Consider the following 16,852-nt stretch of genomic DNA (forward strand, 5'->3'; position numbering starts at 1 on the left):
GCTCACCAGCTCCTGAAGCGTGCCGGCGGTGCGTACAGGCCGCCCGACCACGTCACCAGATCGTCGATGCTGCGCGCCGCCAGCAGCGAGCGCTTGGCCTCGCCGCGCCGGATGCCCAGATCCTCGGGATATGCGACTATGCCGCGCCGGCGCAACTCCGCCGTTTTTTCCGGCTTCGCACGCAGACCGATCGGCGTCACGCCGGCCACGGCGGCGATCGCCGCGCGCCGTTCGTCGATGCCCTCGGCTTTGTGCAGATGCGCGATGCCTTCCTCGGTGACCACATGGCTGACGTCGTCGCCGTAGATCATCACGGGCGCAATCGGCATGCCGCTTTTCGCGCCGACCGCGACGGCGTCGAGTTCATCGACGAAGGTCGGCTCGCCGCCTTTCTTGTAGGTCTCGGCCATCTGCACGACCAGCTTGTGGCCACGCGATACAGGACCCTCGTCGCGCAGCAGCTTGAGCCACGCTTCGCTCGAATGACGCCGGCCGCGCGGATCGTGGCCCATGTTTGGCGCGCCGCCGAACCCGGCGAGACGCCCGCGCGTGACTGTCGACGAATTCGCGTCGGCATCGATCTGCAAAGTCGAGCCGATGAACAGATCGACGCCGTATTGCCCGGCCAGCTGGCACAGCACGCGGTTCGAGCGCAGGCTGCCGTCGTTGCCGGTGAAGAACACGTCCGGACGCGCCTCGATATACGCCTCCATGCCGACTTCGCTGCCGAAACAATGGATGCTGTCGACCCAGCCCGATTCGATCGCGGGAATCATGGTGGGATGCGGATTGAGCGTCCAGTTGCGGCAGATCTTGCCCTTCAGGCCCAGCGACTCGCCGTACGTGGGCAGCAGCAATTCGATCGCGGCCGTATCGAAGCCAATGCCGTGATTCAGCGACGTCACGCCATAGGGCTCGTAGATGCCCCGAATCACCATCATCGCGGTCAGCACCTGCAGGTCGCCGATGTGGCGCGGATCGCGCGTGAAAAGCGGCTCGACGGCGAACGGCCGGTCCGCCTGCACCACCACGTCGACCCATGAGCCGGGAATGTCGACGCGCGGCAGTTCGTCGACGATCTCGTTGACCTGCACGATCACGATGCCATGACGAAAGGCGGCGGCCTCGGCGATGGTGGGCGTGTCTTCGGTATTCGCGCCGGTGTACAGATTGCCGTGACGGTCCGCCTTTTCCGCGCACAGCAGCGCGACGTGCGGCGTCAGATCCACGAACATGCGCGCGTACAACTCGACGTACGTATAGATCGCACCGATTTCCAGTTGCCCGTCTTCGAGCAGTTGCGCGACCCGCAAGCTCTGCGGGCCGGCAAACGAGAAGTCGACCTTATGCGCGATGCCGCGCTCGAACAGCGTCAGATGCTCAGGCCGGCCGATGCTCGAAATCAGCAGATGCACGTCGTGAATCTTCTGCGGATCGACGTTGGCGAACGAGCGGGAGAGGAAATCGGCCTGCTTCTGGTTGTCGCCTTCGAGAGCGACGCGATCGCCTGGCTGAATCAGCGTTTCGAGCGCGTCGACAATGCGCTCCGGCGGCAGCACGCCGTCTTTGAGCCACGGGGCAATGGCGGCGAGGCGGCGGTTCTTTTCGTCGCGGCGCGTGGTCCACGAACGGGCGGCGGTGGGTGTCGATACTACGGACGCAGCGGCTTCGGCGGGTCGGTTCATCGGCTTAGTCAGGTCCCGGTGGTGGCGCGCGGGCGTCTGCCGCGCGGCTTGGGTTGATTCGCAAGCGCGGCTTCGGCCTGCGCGCGTTCGGTGAGGAAACGATAAAGCAGTTCGCCCGTGCCCAGCAGATGCGCGACGACCAGTTTCTGTGCGGCGGGAATGTCGTGGCGTTTTACGGCGTCGAGCAGCGCGGCGTGTTCATTGTCGGACTCGCCTTTGTACGACGGCAAGCCGAATTTCAGACGCAGATATCTTTCCCCGCGCCGGTGCAGCGTGCCGATCATGTCCTCGAGTTGCGGACGGCCGGCGGGCGCGTACAGGCTCATGTGAAACGCAACATTGCGCTCGACATACAGCGACGGGTTCGACTCGCGTTCGGCGGCGCGGCACAGGCTGGCGGACTCGCGCAAGGTGGCGGCCGTGTGCCTGGGTATGGCGAGCCCGATGGCGAGACTCTCCAGCGCGGAACGGATTTCGTAGATTTCGCGCGCTTCTTCCGCCGACAAGGGCGCGACAGTCGCGCCCTTATGCACGGCGGCTTTGGCCCAGCCTTCGCTCTCCAACTGCCGCAGCGCTTCGCGCACGGGAATTGCGCTGACTGAGAAATGCCGCGCGATCGCGTCCTGCCGCAGTGGCGCGCCGGGCGCCAGCGTGCCGTCGACAATCGCCGCCCGCAGCGCCTCCGCGATCACGCGGGACGTGCTTTCACGCGGCGCCGCTGCGGGTAAAAGCGGGGTGCGCGCCGGGGCGTCCAGGGGAAAACCATCTATTGCGTCGTTCATGATATCAAATATTATATATGAAAAGACGCGAATTAAACGCGGACAAACCCGGAAAAATACTCCCCGTTCTGTTCGCGAAACCCGCTGACCGGTGGTGCAAGGACACGCCGGTTCATCACTAACGCGCATCTCGTCGTTCCTGTTACGTACGCCAACTGTTGGACCGGAGGAGCATGATGAATTCACTCACCGACCGCACGTCGGTCACGCGGCGCCGCACGCCGCTCAATCGTTCGCAGATCGCAGGTTTTTGGGGAGCGTGGGCCGGCTGGACGCTCGACGGGATGGACTCGTTCATCTACGCGCTCGTGTTGACGCCGGCCCTGACCGAACTGCTGCCGCGCTCGGGTTATGCGGCGACGCCGGCGAACGTCGGTCTGGCCGGCTCGATCCTGTTTGCGCTGTTCCTGGTCGGGTGGGGGCTGTCGTTCATCTGGGGGCCGCTCGCCGACCGCTACGGCCGCACCAAGGTATTGGCCGGCACAATTTTTACGTTCGCCATTTTCACGGGACTCGCGGCGACCTCGCATAACGTGTGGGAACTCGGCATCTATCGCTTTATTGCGGGCGTCGGCATTGGCGGCGAGTGGGCGCTGGCCGGGACGTATGTGGCCGAAGCGTGGCCGGAGGATCGCCGCAAGATGGGCGCCGGTTATCTGCAAACGGGCTACTACGCCGGGTTCTTCCTCGCCGCGGCGCTGAATTACACGGTCGGCGTGCATTACGGCTGGCGCGCGATGTTCCTGACCGGCGCGGTGCCGGTGGTGGTCGCGATTCTGATCCTGCTGCGGGTGAAGGAATCGGAGAAGTGGGAGAAGGCCGAGGCGCGCACCGTGCGCACCAAGCCGCTGCGCGAGATCATGGGACCGGCTTATCGGCGCCGCACCTGGGTCGCGTGCATTCTGCTGACCATCGCCATCATCGGGCTGTGGGCGGGCGCGGTGTACGAGCCGTCCGCCGTGATCCAACTGGCGACCAAGGCCGGCATGGCGAAGACCGATGCGATCAAAACCGCTTCGCTGGCCACGGGGTTGTTGTCGATCGCGACGATCCTCGGCTGTCTCGCGTTACCGCCGCTTGCCGAGCGCATCGGCCGCAAGAAGACGCTGGCGATTTACTTTTTCGGCATGGCCGTGGCGATCGTCGGCAGTTTCGGCTGGGCGTTTTACTTGCCCAATGGGCTTGCGCCGTTTATTGCGTGGCTGTTCGTGCTGGGTTTCTTCGGCGGCAATTTCGCGCTGTTCAGCTTGTGGCTGCCGGAGCAGTTCGAAACCCGCGTGCGGGCGACGGCGTTCGCGTTCTGCACGTCGATCGGGCGGTTCGTCGGCGCGGGCGTCAACTTTTTGCTCGGCGCGGCGGTGCTCCATATGCATACGCTCGGGGTGCCGGTGGCGTTGACGGCGATCGCGTTTATCGTCGGGCTGTTCGTGATTCCGTTTGCGCCGGAGACCAAGGGCGAGGTGTTGCCGCAGTGAGGTTGGCCGTTTGGCTGAGTGGCGGGTGGGGTGACGAACGGGCATCCTCTTCATCCGTTAGACGACGTATTTTTCCGCCGTTGCGAGTTTGCTGATTTGTACAGAACTCCGTACAATGATTGCCGATGGCTTCGAGGCGTTTCCGCTCCGTGCCATCGGCTCACCCCGCGGTCCCGCAGTGCGGCCATCCGTTCGGCGGTGGAATCGTCCCTAACTTTTGACAGGAGCGACTGGAGGGCAACCTCTCAGGTCGAGAAACGAATGAACGTCCTTACTTACAGCGAGGCGCGTGCCGGCTTTAAGCAAGCGATGGACGACGTCTGCCGCGATCACACACCCATGCTGATCACGAGGCAGACCGGCGAAAACGTGGTCATGGTTTCACTCGAGGATTTCAATGCGATGCAGGAGACCCTGTATCTGTTGAGTTCGTCGAAGAATGCCCAGCGGCTCGCCAGGTCTATCGCCCAGTTGAATGCCGGCAGTGCGACTGCTCGCGAACTGCTGAACGATGAACAAACAGAAAAGCCGCAACGAGGAGGCCGCAAAGGCTGACAGCATTTTTATGTTCACCGACGACGCGTGGGACGACTACCTGTATTGGCAGGAGACCGACCGACAGGTCTTGCGCAAGATCAATACGCTGCTGGAGGAATGCCGGCGCGATCCTTATCGTGGCACGGGGAAACCGGAGGCGCTGCTTGGAAGTTTGAGCGGATTGTGGTCGCGCCGTATCACACTTGCCGACCGCCTCGTCTACTTGCCGCGAGAGGGAAAGATCTACGTGATTGCCTGTCGCTTCCACTACGACCGCTAAGAGAAACCGGGCGCATGTGCCCGGTTTTGTTCAACGTTTCGACTGACGGCCGGATGCGCCGGACTCTCAATCCACCTGCCGCCGCACCCGTCCGCCGGGCCGCAACAACGAAAGCAGCGGCCACCCCAGATTCACTCCAAGACTCGCCACCACGATCAGCACCATGCCCGCCAGTTGCGGCATCGACAGCGCGCGTCCATACACGAGCGCATCGACCACGATCGCCGTCAGCGGATACACGAACAGCAACACGGCGATGATCGGCGTGCTCAGCTTGGGCAGCGCGCCGTAAATCAACACATACGAGAGCCCCGTATGCAGTACGCCCATGCCGACCAGCCAGAACCACTGCATCGGCCCGATATGCACGGCGGTCAGCGGCGCGATGAACGGCAGGCACACCACGCCGACCGCGCACTGCGCGAGCGTCAGCAGATGCGGCCGCAGATTACCGAGCCCTTTGGCGATCAACGTGACGCTCGCATACAGCACCGACCCCACCAGCGCTTCGCCGATGCCGATCAGATAGCTCGTATGACCCTGCAGATTCTCCGTGGCCGCGACGCCCGACGCGAGCACGAGCCCGACGAAAGCGGTCGCAATCCAGCCGAGCCGGTCCACGCCGAGCCGCTCGTTGAACAACGCCGCGCCGATCAGCACGACCCAGAACGGCTGCACATGAAACACCACGGTGGCAACCGCGATGCTGGTGCGATGAATCGCATCGAAGAAACCGACCCACTGCGTGACCATCAGCACGCCCGTGATCAGCGCCAGCGTGACGGTGCGCCGCGTGAAATGCGCGCGCGTGAAGAAGCCTTTCCACGCGCAATACGCGGCGAGCGAGAGAAAGCCGAACAGGCAGCGAAAGAAGACGAGCGTCAGCGCGCCGAGCCGCGCTTCCTCGACGAAGATCCCGATCGTGCCCATCAGAAGCCCGCCGCTGGCCAGCGTGATAGCGCCTTGTTGACGTTGGGTGAGGGACATGCGCAACGGCTCCGCGAATTGATGCGATGAGGTGGTGTCCAGAGTATTGCGCGGCTTGCACGGCACCGACAAACGAATTAAATTGAGCAATTCCATAAGCTGGATTGATAAATCATGCACCCCGAATTCGACGTCGATCTGCTGCGCACCTTCGTCGCGGTGGTGGAAACGGGCAGCTTTACGAAGGCGTCGACGACCGTGCATCGTTCGCAGGCGGCGGTCAGCATGCAGATCAAGCGGCTCGAAACCATGCTCGGCACGACACTGTTCGCCCGCAACACACGCAATCTATCGCTCACGCGGCCGGGCAATACGTTGCTCGAATACGCGCGGCGTGTGCTGGCGTTGCATGAGGAGGCATGGTCGGCGATCGTTCGGCCGGAGGTGACCGGACGCGTGGTGCTCGGCGCGCCGGACGACTACGTGTCGTCGCTGCTGTCACCGGTGTTGCGGCGCTTTTCGAATCTGTATCCGCACGTGGAGATCGAGATCGTCTGCGCGCAGAGCACGTCGCTCGCGCCGATGCTCGCCGACAACAAGATCGATCTCGCCTTCGTCACGCGCGACCGCAAGCTGCGCGGTGAATTCGTGCGCAGTGAGCCGATGGTGTGGGTGGGGGCGTCGGTGGATACGCCGGTTCTGGCGGCCTCGCCGCTGCCGGTGGGACTCTATGAGCCCGGCTGCGTGGCGCGCCAGCACACGCTCGCCGCGCTCGACGGCGCGCGGATTCGTTATCGCGCCGCGTTCAGCAGCGCGAGCCTGATGGGACTGGTGGCGACCGTGGATGCGGGGTTGTCGGTGATTGCGCTCACGCGTTGCAGCGTGCCACCGCGGTTCGCGATTCTCGGCGAGGCGCAGGGCTTGCCGAAAATCGCGCCGCTCGAAATCGTGGTGGCGCGCAGCGCCAAGTCGGATCGTCCGACCTGCGACTATCTGGCCGCGCAGATGATGCAGGATCTGTCGCAGCGGCCTCAGGCTCAGGCACGCGCGTAGGCCGTCACTTCGCCGTCCACCGCGAGCCGCACCTGCTCGCCCGGCCGCGGGCAAAGATAGCCCGGCACCCGCGCGCGGACCATCGTCCGCGTCTCGGAGCGCAATTGCAGTGCGACGCCCGCGTCCTGCCCCTGAAAGATCACTTCCGTGACAACAGCGTCGTAGGATGCCGCGCCGTTGGGCGTCGTTTCTCCGGCACGCAGCAGACGGATCTGCTCGGGCCGCACCATCACGTCGACAGCGCCTTGGCCAATCGGCCCGGACAATGGCAATTCACCCAGTTCGCAACTCACGCGATCCTGTGTGGCCATGCCCGGCAGCAACACCGCCTCGCCGACGAACGATGCCAGTTCGCGCGTCACGGGCCGGCGATAAAGCGTCTCCGGCGTCGCCGTCTGGATCAGCCGGCCGTTCCACAACACCGCCACTTCATGCCCGAGCGACAACGCCTCGGATTGATCGTGCGTGACCAGCACAGCTGTCGCGCCGGTCGCGGCCAGCGCGCTGGCCACGGCCTGCCGGGTTTCGAGCCGCAACGCGGCGTCGAGCGACGAGAAGGGTTCGTCCAGCATTACGAGTGTCGGCGAGGGCGCGAGCGCGCGCGCCAGCGCGACGCGTTGCTGCTGGCCGCCGGACAACTGCTGCGGCGCGCGTTCGCCGAAGTTCGCCGGCAAGCCGACCAGTTCCAGCAACTCGGCCACGCGATGCCGCGCGCGCCGTTGGGCACGAGGCAAGCCGAACACGATGTTGTCCGCCACCGACAGATGCGGAAACAGCGCGCCTTCCTGCGGCACGTAGCCAATGCGCCGTTGTTCGGAAGGCACATGCAGACCGTCGCCGACCACGCGGCGGCCGTCCATTTCCACACTGCCGCTATCGGCGCGTTCGAAACCGCAAAGCAAACGCAATAAGGTGGTCTTGCCGCTGCCCGACGGACCCAGCAGCGCCAGCAGCGTGCCGCGTTCGACGGAGAGGTCGATGCCGTGCAGCACAGGCGTGCCGTCGAATGATTTTTGCAGCCCGCGGATACGAAGTTCGCTCATGAAAATCCGATGGTAAAAGCGCGGCGCATTAGCTGCGTTCGCCGAGTAGTGCCGATTTACCGAGCAACGCGAACAGAAGGCCCGAGGCGAACAGCGAAATGCCGGTGAGCAACGCCGCGTAGGGCGCCGCGGCGGCGAACGCCATCGTCGAGGTGTCGGCCCAGACCTGGGTGGCGAGCGTTTGCGTGTCGAGCGGGGAGAGCAGCAGCGTGGCGTTCAGTTCGGTGACGACCGAGATGAACACCATCGCCGCAGCGGCGCCGAGTCCAGGTCCAGCGAGCGGCAAGACCACGCGGAACAGCGTCTGCGACCAGTTCAGGCCGAGCGCGCGCGCGGTCTCTTCGAGGCGCGGCTGCGCCTGGATGAAGGCGGCGCGCACGCTGACCAGCGCAAGCGGCATGAAGAGCATGGCGTAGGCGATCACCAGCAGCGTCGCGCTCTGATAAAGCGGTTGCAGCGCATGCACCGCGAGCGACACGATCGCCAGCGCGATCACCAGACCCGGCACGCCTTGCGCGAGAAACACGGTGCGTTCGAACAAGGTCGCGAAACGCGTCGGATAGCGCACCAGCAGAAACGCAAGCGGCACCACCAGCAAGGTGGTCAGCAACGCCGCGGCGAGGCCGAAGCCAAGCGACGAGGCCGTGGCATTGAACAGCAATTCAGGTGAGACGTCGGCCGGTGTGACGGCCGCGGCGCCAGGCTGCGTGAGCCAGTAGCCGATCATGGCGAGCGGCACGCCGAGCGTGGTGATCGAGAGCAACGCAAAGCCGGCGACGACGACCCAGCGCCATACGCCCAACTCGTAGCGCAAAACCGCGCGACGTGTCCCGCGATCGACGCGTTCATAACGTGCCGCGCCGCGCACGCGAAACTCGAAGGCCAGCACGATCAGGCAGATCACGATCAGCAGACAGGCGAGCAACGAGGCGCCGCCGCCATCGAAACTGGTGCGGAATTCCGCGTAGATCTGCGTGGTGAAAGTGCGAAAGCGCAGCAGCGTAAACGCGCCGAACTCGGACAATACACCGAGCGCGACCAGCAGCATGCCGCCGAGCAACGCGGGGCGCAGTTGCGGCAGCACCACGCGAATAAACGTGGTCCAGCGGTTGCAGCCCAGTGCGCGCGCGCTTTCTTCGAGCGCGGGATCCATGCCGCGCAACGCGGCGGCGACCGGCAGATAGACGAGCGGAAAATACGCGCAGGTCAGCACGAGCAATGCGCCGTTGAAGTCCTGCAAGTCCTGGCTTAGCGAGACCCACGCATAGCTCGAGATAAACGCCGGCATGGCGAGCGGTGCGGCGCTCAACACGGCCCACGCGCGGCGCCCTGGCAAATGCGTGCGTTCGACGAACCACGCAGTCGCCGTGCCGATCACGGCCGACACCAGCGTGGTCGAGACGGTGATCATCAACGTATTGATCAGCAGTTCGCCGACCAGCGGCCGGAAGATCAGGTCGAGCGCCTCGCCGACGCCGAAGCTCGCGGCACGCCAGAACGTAAACGCAATCGGCAGCAACACCAGCAAAGCGCTGAGTGCCGCTGCCGCGAACAGACCGCGCGGCGCGCGCGAACGCACGCGCGCCGGGACGGTGGAGACAGCCGGTGGCCCGGCTGACAAAGCTTCGCTCATTACAGCAGGCCAGCCTGGCGCAGCAGCTTGCCGGCCTGGCTGTCGTCGCCGAGTTGCTGGATCGTCAGCGGCGGCGGGCTCAGTTCGGCAAACGGCTTGAGGATCGGGTCCGGTGCGACGCCTGCGTGCAGCGGATACTCGAACATCACGTGGCTCTTCGCCATCAACTGCTGCGCGCGGTCGCTCACCAGATACGCGAGAAACTTCTGCGCGCCGTCCGTGTTGTGCGCGGACTTCAGCACCGCCGCGCCCGACACGTTCACCGCAGCGCCCGCGTCGCCGTTGCCGAAGTGGTAGATCGCGCTGCGTGTCTTGCCGTCGCCGAGTTCGGCATGCAGGCGCGCCCAGTAGTAGTTGTTGATCAGACCGGTCGCGACACCGCCGCGGTTCACCGCGGCGACCACGCCTTCGTCGTCGTCGAAAATCTGCGCGTTGGCTTTCAGGCCCTTGAGCCATTGCACCGTTTGCGCTTCGCCCTTCAGTGCGAGCACGGCGCTCACGAGCGGCAGGAAGTCGCCATCGCTCGGGGCAATGCCGATCTTGCCTTTCCATTCCGGCTTGGCGAGATCGAACAGCGATTGCGGCAGTTGCGATGCCTGCACCTTGGTGGTGTTGTAGGCGAGCACGTTTTCACGCGCGGTCACCGCGACCCATGCGCCGCTCGGCGAGTTGAAACGCGTCGGCACGGTGGCGAGCGTCGAGGGATCCACCTTGTTCAGCAGACCCTTCTCTTCGAGCAGCATGAGCTCCGGCGAGTTCTCCGTGAAGTACACGTCGGCGGGCGTGGCGGCGCCTTCGGCGACGATCTGCGCGGCCATGGCCGGGCCTTCGCCGTTGCGGATCTTCACGGAGATGCCCGACTGCTTTTCGAAGTCCTTGGCGAGCAGATTGACGACCTGCTCGTGCTGCGCGTTATACAGCGTGATCGACGCAGCCTCGGCCGCGGACGGCACCGTCGCGACAGCGGCCAGCGTCAGAGCGACCGCGCTGCCCAGCGTATTGGCCAGGACACGCAGACGCGTGCCAAACGAGTTATAAGCCATGATCCAGAAGTCCGTTGTGATGTTGTTTTGATCTGTGTTTTGTCGACTGCGTGCGCTTTACGTCTCGAACAAGCCCGCGCCGATATAAGAACCCGGCTTCGCGCCCGGCGGCACGGCGAAGATCGCGCTGCCGACGTGCGTGGTGAACTGGTTCATCATGTCGAACTTGGCGAGCCTGTCGTTGATCGGAATGAAGCCGGTACGCGGGTCGCTTTGATGCGCGATAAAAATCAAGCCCGCGTCGTACTCAGTTTCCTGGCGCCATGGCGGCCAGCGCTCGATGTAGAAGTTCGTGCCGTCGTTATACGAGTACGAACGGCGCAAGATTTGCGCGCCGTTGTTGCTCGCCTGATTGGACAGACGCACGTGCGAGTTCTCCGGAATCACCGGATTGCCGTCCTTGTCTTCTTCCTTCAGGTCGACGGCGTCGAACTCGTTCTTCTTGCCGATCGGCGCGCCGCTGTATTTGTGGCGTCCGAACACCTGTTCCTGGAAGTCCAGTTCGGTGTTGTCCCAGTGCTCCAGCGTGATGCGGATGCGCCGCACGACGGTGTAGGTGCCGCCTTCCATCCACGGCGCGTCGACGCTGGCGCCGGCCCACACGAACTGGTTCATCAACGGCGGTTTGGCAGTGGACGGATTGTTGGTGCCGTCCTTGAAGCCCATCAGATTGCGCGGCGTCTGACCGCGCGGACCCGACAGAAAACCGGCCTGGCCCCAGCGCATCGCCGCCGTGCCATACGCCATGCGCGACAATTGACGCACCGCGTGAAACGCCACTTGCGCGTCGTTCGCACAGGCCTGGATGTACAGGTCGCCGCCGGTCTTTTCCTTGATCAACTGGTCGCCGTTAAAGCGCGGCAGATCGACGAGCGCGGCGGGCCGGCGCGCCGCGAGCCCGTAGCGATCCTTGCCTTCATGCGTGAAAAGACCGGGGCCGAAGCCAAACGTGACCGTCAGTCCGTTGGGGCCGAGACCGAGCACGTCGCCGGAATCGGGCGCGGCTTTATTCTGATCCGCATCGCCGGTCGGCAACGGCGCGGCCGTGCCGCCTTGCGTGAGTCGCGCGGCGGCGTCGGTCCAGGCGCGCAGCAGCGCGATCACGTCGTCGCGCTTCTCGGTGGTGAGGTCGAGCGCGGCGACATAGGTATGACTCTGCTGCGGCGTGACGATGCCGCCCTGATGCACGCCGTAGAACGGTTCGACGGCCATCTGCGGATCGGCGAGAGCATGCGGCTGGGTTTTGCCGAGCGCGTTCTGCGATGTCGCCAGACCCGCGCCGAGGCTCGCGCCCGCCGCGACCGCGGCGCCGCCGGCCTTGAGAAACCCGCGCCGTGACGGCCGTGGGGGGTGATCGTTTGCCATGGTTACTTCACCTTCGTTCGGCTTTGGAACAGTCAGCTTATTTCGCGAGCACCAGCGTGTTCACGTCGTCCTGCACGTAGTAGAAACCGTCGCCTTCAGGCGTCAATGCGAGGCCGAACAGGTCGCCGTTGCCCGGAGGCGATTGCGCCTTGTCCGTGTCGATCCAGCGCGCGTAGATCTGCTTGCCGCTGGCCGGGTCGATTTCCACGATCTGGCCATTCAGCGCGTTGGTCACGAGCAGGTGGCCGTTGGGTGCGGTCACCATCGCGAGCGGCCGGTGCAGCAGACCGTCGGCGGTCAGTTGACGGCCGACGCCCGCGCTCGTGTCGCGCGTCATCGGTTCGTCGATTTCGGTGATGCGGTTGCCGATCGCGTCGGACACGTACAGCAGTTTCTGATCGGTCGAGAGCGCGAGGCCGGTCGGGCCGACGAGAAACACGCCCTTGTCCGCCTGCGCGCCGAAGCCGCTGCCCACCACCGTTTCCTTCTTCACGACCGGCGGCTTGCCGGCTGGCACGTCGAGGTCCAGACGCAACACGGTGGCCTGCTTGAACACCGGCGGATTGCCGTCCGCACCGCCCACGCCGAAGCCGGCCATGCTGACGAACAGCGTGGCGCTGCTGCCGTTGTCGACGACCGCCATGTTGCCCCACGGATCGTTGATGTTCGGGCTGCTGATGGTCGAGGCGACCTTGCCTTGCGGATCGATCACGATCAGACAGCCGGCGCCCTTGGTGCCGGTGGTGCCGTCGTTGCTCGGCGTGCTGCCGATAATCACATAGCCGGACTTGAGCATGGTCATCGCGGTCGACAGGCCGATGCCGCCCGGGCATTCCTTCAGATCGCGCGGCACCGTCGCGAACACCGTCATCTCTTTGGTGTCCGGGTGATAGTCGATGATCGTGCTGCCGGTGCCCTGCAGATTGGTGGAGTTATTGAAGTTGCCGACCAGCACGTCGCCTTGCTTGACCGTGCCGGCCGAGACCGGCGCGACCACCACCGCGTACGGATTCTGGTCGCCGTTGCTCGGCACGGTGTTGATCAGTGTGGTGTGGTGCTTGACGGTTTCAAGGAAACCTTGCGGCTCGGCCTGCGCGCTGCCGGCCGTCACGAATGCGGCCGCACCGAGGGCGGCGGCAAACAGCGGCCATGCGAGGGCCCGCGCGGCGCGCGGCGAAAACCTGCGCGTGGGAGTGTTCACGATTGAGCCTCCGTGCCTGCGCACAAAGCGGTGATTGCGGTCATGATCGAAAGCATGGGATTCGATATTGTCGATAGCGTGTGAATTGGGCGCGAATGTCATCAGAAGTTGATGTTGGTCCGCACGCCGATGACGAACGTGTTGCGCAGCGGCTGCGTCGGATCGTTCGGATTCTGGCCGGCGCCGGCGTTGAACGTGTATTGCGCGTCGGCTTGCACTTGCCACCACGGATTGACCTGGTACTGATAGGTCGCTTCAAGCGCGGTTTCGCTCGTGCGCACGCCGTACGGGCCGTTGCTGAATGCGCGGGTGTCGGCGTCGAGGCCGTTCACGTGGTTGCCGACCTTGATGTAGGTGAGCGCGAGGCCCGCGCTGTCGTTGTCGCGTCCGGCGAACGGCGCCTTCATCACCACGCCGAGGTTGGCGGCGAGACTCACCAGGTTGCGGTCGCCGGGCGCGCCCATCACGCGCGCGAATACGCCGATGCTGCGCGGCTCGTCAGGGTCGGGGCGCCAGATCATCTGGTCGGCCACCGCGTAAATGCTGTAGTCGCCGTGATGATTCTGGGCGATGCCGCTCGTTGCCGGATTCGCGAGCGACAAGCCGGTGTTGTCGTAGCGCTGGTCCGCGAAGCTGCCGTTGTTGTACCAGACGCCGAGTTTGTAGGTGCCGGGCAAACCGCCGCCGCCCGCGCCGACCATTTCGCCGTCGGCCGGCTGGTTGATCGCGTACTGCAACTCGCCGATGAACAGCGTGCCGTTGTGCAGGTTGAAGTTGGTGCCGCTCTTGTTGTTCGGGTTGTTGCCGAGCGGATCGCCATCGTACACGCCGGCCAGCGCCGTCAATGAAGGCGTGATCTGGCCGCGCACGCGCACGCCGAGGTCCGACAGCGGGTACGCCGGGCCGCCGGACGGCATGTCGTACGAAGGCAGGGCGGGCCAGCCGAACATCGTGTTGACGAACAGTGCCGAGTACTGGCTCGTGATGAATTCCTGGTCGATACTTTGCTGGCCGATCTTCACGTCGATGCGTTTGTTCAGGAACGATTGCTGGTACCACAATTCCCATAGACGGGTCGCGTCGTCCGCTTCGATGCCGCTCGCCGTGTTCAGCGTGCCGAGCTTGTTGGCGCTGAGATTGGCGCCGTGAATCTGCAACGCGCTGACGTTAAACAGGCCGCCCGGCAGGCCGAACGCTTTTTGCGTGTCCAATTGCACGGTGCCGGTCGTCAGGCCGTCGTAGTCGGCGCCTTTCGCGAGACCGCCGCGCAGGTTGGCGAGCACTTCGCTGGTCTCGGTGAGCGTGAAGGTCACGCCGTATTTGCCGAGCCAGGGGCGCAGGCCGCCGATGTCGCCGAGCATCTGCTGGCGATTCCAGAAACCGGTCCACTGGTTCGTTTGGGTCGCCTGAATCTTCAGGTCGGCCTCGGGCGCTTCCGGCGCAGCGTCGGGATTGGCGTCGGCCATGGCGACGCCGGCTGTCAGCGACGCCCACGCGAACGCCGTGCAGAGCGCGGCACGCCGCATCGAGGGCAAACGCGAACGGCGCGTGAGATCGGCGCGCGTCGCGAAATCGCGAAACGGACGCGCTGCTGCGCCAGGTCCGTTGAAATGGGCGAACTTCATCGAAATCCTTATTGGTGTTGTATCGACTGATCTAAACCATCGCGGCGCGTCGCCGCTTGCCCGCGATGTGCCGTATCGGTTCGCGACGCCCGGCACGGTAGATGGCGAGATCGTACGCATGCGACCTTGGGGAGTCAACACAAATGAGAACGATTCGCATCAATATTACTGACATATAACTTTGTTCTTTACGGACTGCTACTAGACGGCATTTGCACGTAATTTGCGGTGAATATCAACGTAATGAAAACGAATGGAAGCGGTTATACCCAGAGCTGCCGAGCTAACCACAACGGGTTATGCAGGGGATGCGATATGACAAAACGCGGGGTGTCGGCGGCGTCGAACAGCGACTACGAAAACCGGTCAAGGCCGCCGCTGCGAGTTGACCGCAAAAGCAGCTATGATCGACTCCCGAACCGCACAGACACGCGTGGCCAGCAAGCGTCCCGCGCGCAAACCCACACCGGAACCCTGCCGATGTCGCACACAGTGAATCTGGACAACTACTTCGCCCGCATCGGCTACGAAGGGCCGCGCGCGGCAACGCTGGAAGTGCTTCAGGCGCTTCACCGTTTGCACCCGCGCGCGATCCCGTTCGAGAACCTGAATCCGCTCACGCGGCGTCCGGTGAAACTGGACCTCGAATCGGTCGAACGCAAACTCGTCACCGAACACCGCGGCGGCTACTGTTTCGAACAGAACGCACTGTTCGCCGACGTGCTGATGCAGTTAGGCTTCACGGTCACGCCGTTGCTTGCGCGCGTGCTGTGGGGCCGGGAATCGGACACACCGCCGCCGCCGCGCACGCACATGGTGTTGCGCCTCGACATCGACAATGAAGCCTGGATCGCGGATGTGGGCTTCGGCAGCGTGACGCTGACGGCGCCGCTGCGCCTGACCGCCGGTCTCGCGCAGCCCACGGAACTCGGCACGTTCCGTCTCGCCGACGCAGCGCGCGGGGCGCTTTATCTTGAAGTCCAGGCGCGCGACGAAAGCTGGGCGCGGGTGTATCGCTTCGATTTGCATCCGGTCGAGTGGATCGATTACGAAACCTCGAACTGGTACACGTCGACTTCGCCGGAAGCGATTTTCGCGAGCACGCTGATCGTGTGCCGTGTGTTGCCCGAAGCGCGGCTCGCGCTACTCAACGACCAACTGAGCGAGCGCGCGGCCGATGGGCGGCTCATCAGCGAACGGCAACTCAAGAGTGCCGGCGAACTGGCGGCGTGTCTGCGCGATCAGTTCGGCATCAACACCGGCGACCTCGACACCGCCGAGATATTCGAGCGTGTGCGCACGCCGGCGCAAACCACGTAGCAATCACAACGCCATGGTCGCGCGCCTCGTCTTTCAAACGGTGGTCTGGCTAGCGGGCATGGGCGCGCTGCTGTTCGGCGCGGCGGGCACCTTTGCGTGGCCGGCCGCGTGGTGGTATGTGATCGAGCTGGGTGTGCTGAGCCTGTGGATCGGTTTGTGGCTGGCGCGTCATGATCCCGGGCTGCTCGCCGAGCGGCTGTCGCCATTCGTGCAGGCGCAGCAAAGCCGCTGGGACCGCATTTTCATGGTGAGCGTCTCAGTGGCATGGTGCGCCTGGCTGGTCCTGATGGCGTTCGACGCGATGCGCTTTCACTGGACCGCACCATTGCCCGTCGCGCTGGTCAGTCTCGGCTCGCTTTGCGTGGCGCTCTGCCTCTTCATGTGCCGCTTCGTATTCCAGGCCAATAGCTACGCCGCGCCGGTTGTGAAGATCCAGGCGAGCCGCGGACATAAGTTGATCGACACCGGGCTTTACGCGCACGTCCGTCACCCTATGTATTCCGCGGCGCTGCTGCTGTTCTTCGGCACGCCCTTGCTGCTCGGCTCGTGGTGGGGCCTGGCCTTCGTGCCCGTCATGGTGATCGGCGTCGGCTGGCGCGCGGTGCGCGAAGAGCGCGTATTGGCCGCGCAGCTCGACGGTTACGCGGACTACATGACGCGCGTGCGTTATCGCTTCGTGCCGTTCATCTGGTAGGGCGCACCGGGCCTGAGGCGCGCTCGCGCGTATTGGCTCAGCTTGCATCAACCTGTCTAGACAAAAGGGCTTGCGCTCGCTCACGCCGCGACGCACGTCAATCATCTTTCCCGCATTAAGAACTCCCCGCAAAGCCACGCCGCGCAGCGGCGACTAGGGGCTTACCCGATGATTCCGCCATTTTCTCGC

General features: G+C 64.4%; 15 protein-coding genes. 6 read left to right on the top strand and 9 right to left on the bottom strand.

The window, feature by feature from the left end; translation table 11 throughout:
• Positions 1-2: 2 nt before the first annotated feature.
• Together mdcA and B0G82_RS32165 are read right to left on the bottom strand one after the other, a co-directional pair.
• Positions 3-1,685 (bottom strand): malonate decarboxylase subunit alpha, encoded by a 1,683-nt coding sequence (mdcA, locus tag B0G82_RS32160; RefSeq protein WP_121310235.1) that lies wholly within the window; start codon positions 1,683-1,685, stop codon positions 3-5.
• An 8-nt stretch (positions 1,686-1,693) separates the two neighbouring features.
• Positions 1,694-2,467, bottom strand: coding sequence for a GntR family transcriptional regulator (locus B0G82_RS32165; protein WP_121310236.1), 774 nt, complete (start codon positions 2,465-2,467; stop codon positions 1,694-1,696).
• Positions 2,468-2,643: 176 nt separating this feature from the next.
• Between B0G82_RS32165 and B0G82_RS32170 the strand changes: the two genes are divergently transcribed.
• The 3 genes from B0G82_RS32170 to B0G82_RS32180 all read left to right on the top strand — a co-directional run bounded on the left by B0G82_RS32170 (position 2,644) and on the right by B0G82_RS32180 (position 4,759).
• Positions 2,644-3,942 (top strand): MFS transporter, encoded by a 1,299-nt coding sequence (locus B0G82_RS32170; RefSeq protein ID WP_181916924.1) that lies wholly within the window; start codon positions 2,644-2,646, stop codon positions 3,940-3,942.
• Positions 3,943-4,203: 261 nt separating this feature from the next.
• Positions 4,204-4,497, top strand: coding sequence for a type II toxin-antitoxin system prevent-host-death family antitoxin (locus B0G82_RS32175; protein ID WP_106280509.1), 294 nt, complete (start codon positions 4,204-4,206; stop codon positions 4,495-4,497).
• 10 nt (positions 4,498-4,507) lie between these two features.
• Complete coding sequence (locus tag B0G82_RS32180) at positions 4,508-4,759, top strand: Txe/YoeB family addiction module toxin (RefSeq protein WP_116121265.1); 252 nt, start codon at positions 4,508-4,510, stop codon at positions 4,757-4,759.
• A 66-nt stretch (positions 4,760-4,825) separates the two neighbouring features.
• On the opposite strand, the gene B0G82_RS32185 is transcribed toward B0G82_RS32180, so the two are convergent.
• The gene (locus B0G82_RS32185; protein ID WP_121310992.1) at positions 4,826-5,746 is read right to left on the bottom strand and encodes a DMT family transporter; all 921 of its coding nucleotides are present in this window, start codon (positions 5,744-5,746) and stop codon (positions 4,826-4,828) included.
• Positions 5,747-5,860: 114 nt separating this feature from the next.
• Here B0G82_RS32185 and B0G82_RS32190 point away from each other — a divergent pair, with 114 nt between their 5' ends.
• Positions 5,861-6,739 (top strand): LysR substrate-binding domain-containing protein, encoded by an 879-nt coding sequence (locus tag B0G82_RS32190; RefSeq protein WP_116121266.1) that lies wholly within the window; start codon positions 5,861-5,863, stop codon positions 6,737-6,739.
• Here B0G82_RS32190 and B0G82_RS32195 read toward each other — a convergent pair.
• The 6 genes from B0G82_RS32195 to B0G82_RS32220 form a co-directional block, all read right to left on the bottom strand.
• Positions 6,724-7,782, bottom strand: coding sequence for an ABC transporter ATP-binding protein (locus B0G82_RS32195; protein ID WP_121310237.1), 1,059 nt, complete (start codon positions 7,780-7,782; stop codon positions 6,724-6,726). The genes B0G82_RS32190 and B0G82_RS32195 overlap by 16 nt on opposite strands.
• 28 nt (positions 7,783-7,810) lie before the next feature.
• Complete coding sequence (locus B0G82_RS32200; protein ID WP_121310238.1) at positions 7,811-9,415, bottom strand: iron ABC transporter permease; 1,605 nt, start codon at positions 9,413-9,415, stop codon at positions 7,811-7,813.
• The gene (locus B0G82_RS32205) at positions 9,415-10,458 is read right to left on the bottom strand and encodes an iron ABC transporter substrate-binding protein (RefSeq protein ID WP_121310239.1); all 1,044 of its coding nucleotides are present in this window, start codon (positions 10,456-10,458) and stop codon (positions 9,415-9,417) included. Before B0G82_RS32205 ends, B0G82_RS32200 begins: the two co-directional genes overlap by 1 nt.
• 57 nt (positions 10,459-10,515) lie before the next feature.
• On the bottom strand, positions 10,516-11,823 hold the full coding sequence (gene efeB / locus B0G82_RS32210; protein WP_121310240.1) for an iron uptake transporter deferrochelatase/peroxidase subunit: 1,308 nt from the start codon (positions 11,821-11,823) through the stop codon (positions 10,516-10,518).
• A gap of 37 nt (positions 11,824-11,860) precedes the next feature.
• Complete coding sequence (locus B0G82_RS32215; protein WP_116148764.1) at positions 11,861-13,024, bottom strand: hypothetical protein; 1,164 nt, start codon at positions 13,022-13,024, stop codon at positions 11,861-11,863.
• A 101-nt stretch (positions 13,025-13,125) separates the two neighbouring features.
• Positions 13,126-14,649 (bottom strand): carbohydrate porin, encoded by a 1,524-nt coding sequence (locus B0G82_RS32220; RefSeq protein ID WP_121310241.1) that lies wholly within the window; start codon positions 14,647-14,649, stop codon positions 13,126-13,128.
• A gap of 480 nt (positions 14,650-15,129) precedes the next feature.
• Here B0G82_RS32220 and B0G82_RS32225 point away from each other — a divergent pair, with 480 nt between their 5' ends.
• Together B0G82_RS32225 and B0G82_RS32230 are read left to right on the top strand one after the other, a co-directional pair.
• A complete protein-coding gene (locus tag B0G82_RS32225) occupies positions 15,130-15,969 on the top strand; it encodes an arylamine N-acetyltransferase (RefSeq protein ID WP_121310242.1) in 840 nt (279 codons plus the stop codon).
• 13 nt (positions 15,970-15,982) lie between these two features.
• Positions 15,983-16,663, top strand: a complete 681-nt coding sequence (locus B0G82_RS32230; protein ID WP_121310243.1) for an isoprenylcysteine carboxylmethyltransferase family protein — start codon at positions 15,983-15,985, stop codon at positions 16,661-16,663.
• Positions 16,664-16,852: the final 189 nt, after the last annotated feature.

Origin of the sequence: Paraburkholderia sp. BL17N1, assembly GCF_003634175.1 — a bacterium.
GTDB lineage: Bacteria > Pseudomonadota > Gammaproteobacteria > Burkholderiales > Burkholderiaceae > Paraburkholderia.

What these genes read in the sequence shown, in the direction of transcription:
- B0G82_RS32185 (WP_121310992.1), bottom strand. Translation starts at nt 5,746, where the DNA reads ATGTCCCTCACCCAACGTCAACAAGGCGCTATCACGCTGGCCAGCGGC.
- B0G82_RS32230 (WP_121310243.1), top strand. Translation starts at nt 15,983, where the DNA reads ATGGTCGCGCGCCTCGTCTTTCAAACGGTGGTCTGGCTAGCGGGCATG.
- B0G82_RS32180 (WP_116121265.1), top strand. Translation starts at nt 4,508, where the DNA reads ATGTTCACCGACGACGCGTGGGACGACTACCTGTATTGGCAGGAGACC.
- B0G82_RS32205 (WP_121310239.1), bottom strand. Translation starts at nt 10,458, where the DNA reads ATGGCTTATAACTCGTTTGGCACGCGTCTGCGTGTCCTGGCCAATACG.
- efeB (WP_121310240.1), bottom strand. Translation starts at nt 11,823, where the DNA reads ATGGCAAACGATCACCCCCCACGGCCGTCACGGCGCGGGTTTCTCAAG.
- B0G82_RS32225 (WP_121310242.1), top strand. Translation starts at nt 15,130, where the DNA reads ATGTCGCACACAGTGAATCTGGACAACTACTTCGCCCGCATCGGCTAC.
- B0G82_RS32220 (WP_121310241.1), bottom strand. Translation starts at nt 14,649, where the DNA reads ATGAAGTTCGCCCATTTCAACGGACCTGGCGCAGCAGCGCGTCCGTTT.
- mdcA (WP_121310235.1), bottom strand. Translation starts at nt 1,685, where the DNA reads ATGAACCGACCCGCCGAAGCCGCTGCGTCCGTAGTATCGACACCCACC.
- B0G82_RS32200 (WP_121310238.1), bottom strand. Translation starts at nt 9,415, where the DNA reads ATGAGCGAAGCTTTGTCAGCCGGGCCACCGGCTGTCTCCACCGTCCCG.
- B0G82_RS32190 (WP_116121266.1), top strand. Translation starts at nt 5,861, where the DNA reads ATGCACCCCGAATTCGACGTCGATCTGCTGCGCACCTTCGTCGCGGTG.
- B0G82_RS32165 (WP_121310236.1), bottom strand. Translation starts at nt 2,467, where the DNA reads ATGAACGACGCAATAGATGGTTTTCCCCTGGACGCCCCGGCGCGCACC.
- B0G82_RS32175 (WP_106280509.1), top strand. Translation starts at nt 4,204, where the DNA reads ATGAACGTCCTTACTTACAGCGAGGCGCGTGCCGGCTTTAAGCAAGCG.
- B0G82_RS32195 (WP_121310237.1), bottom strand. Translation starts at nt 7,782, where the DNA reads ATGAGCGAACTTCGTATCCGCGGGCTGCAAAAATCATTCGACGGCACG.
- B0G82_RS32170 (WP_181916924.1), top strand. Translation starts at nt 2,644, where the DNA reads ATGAATTCACTCACCGACCGCACGTCGGTCACGCGGCGCCGCACGCCG.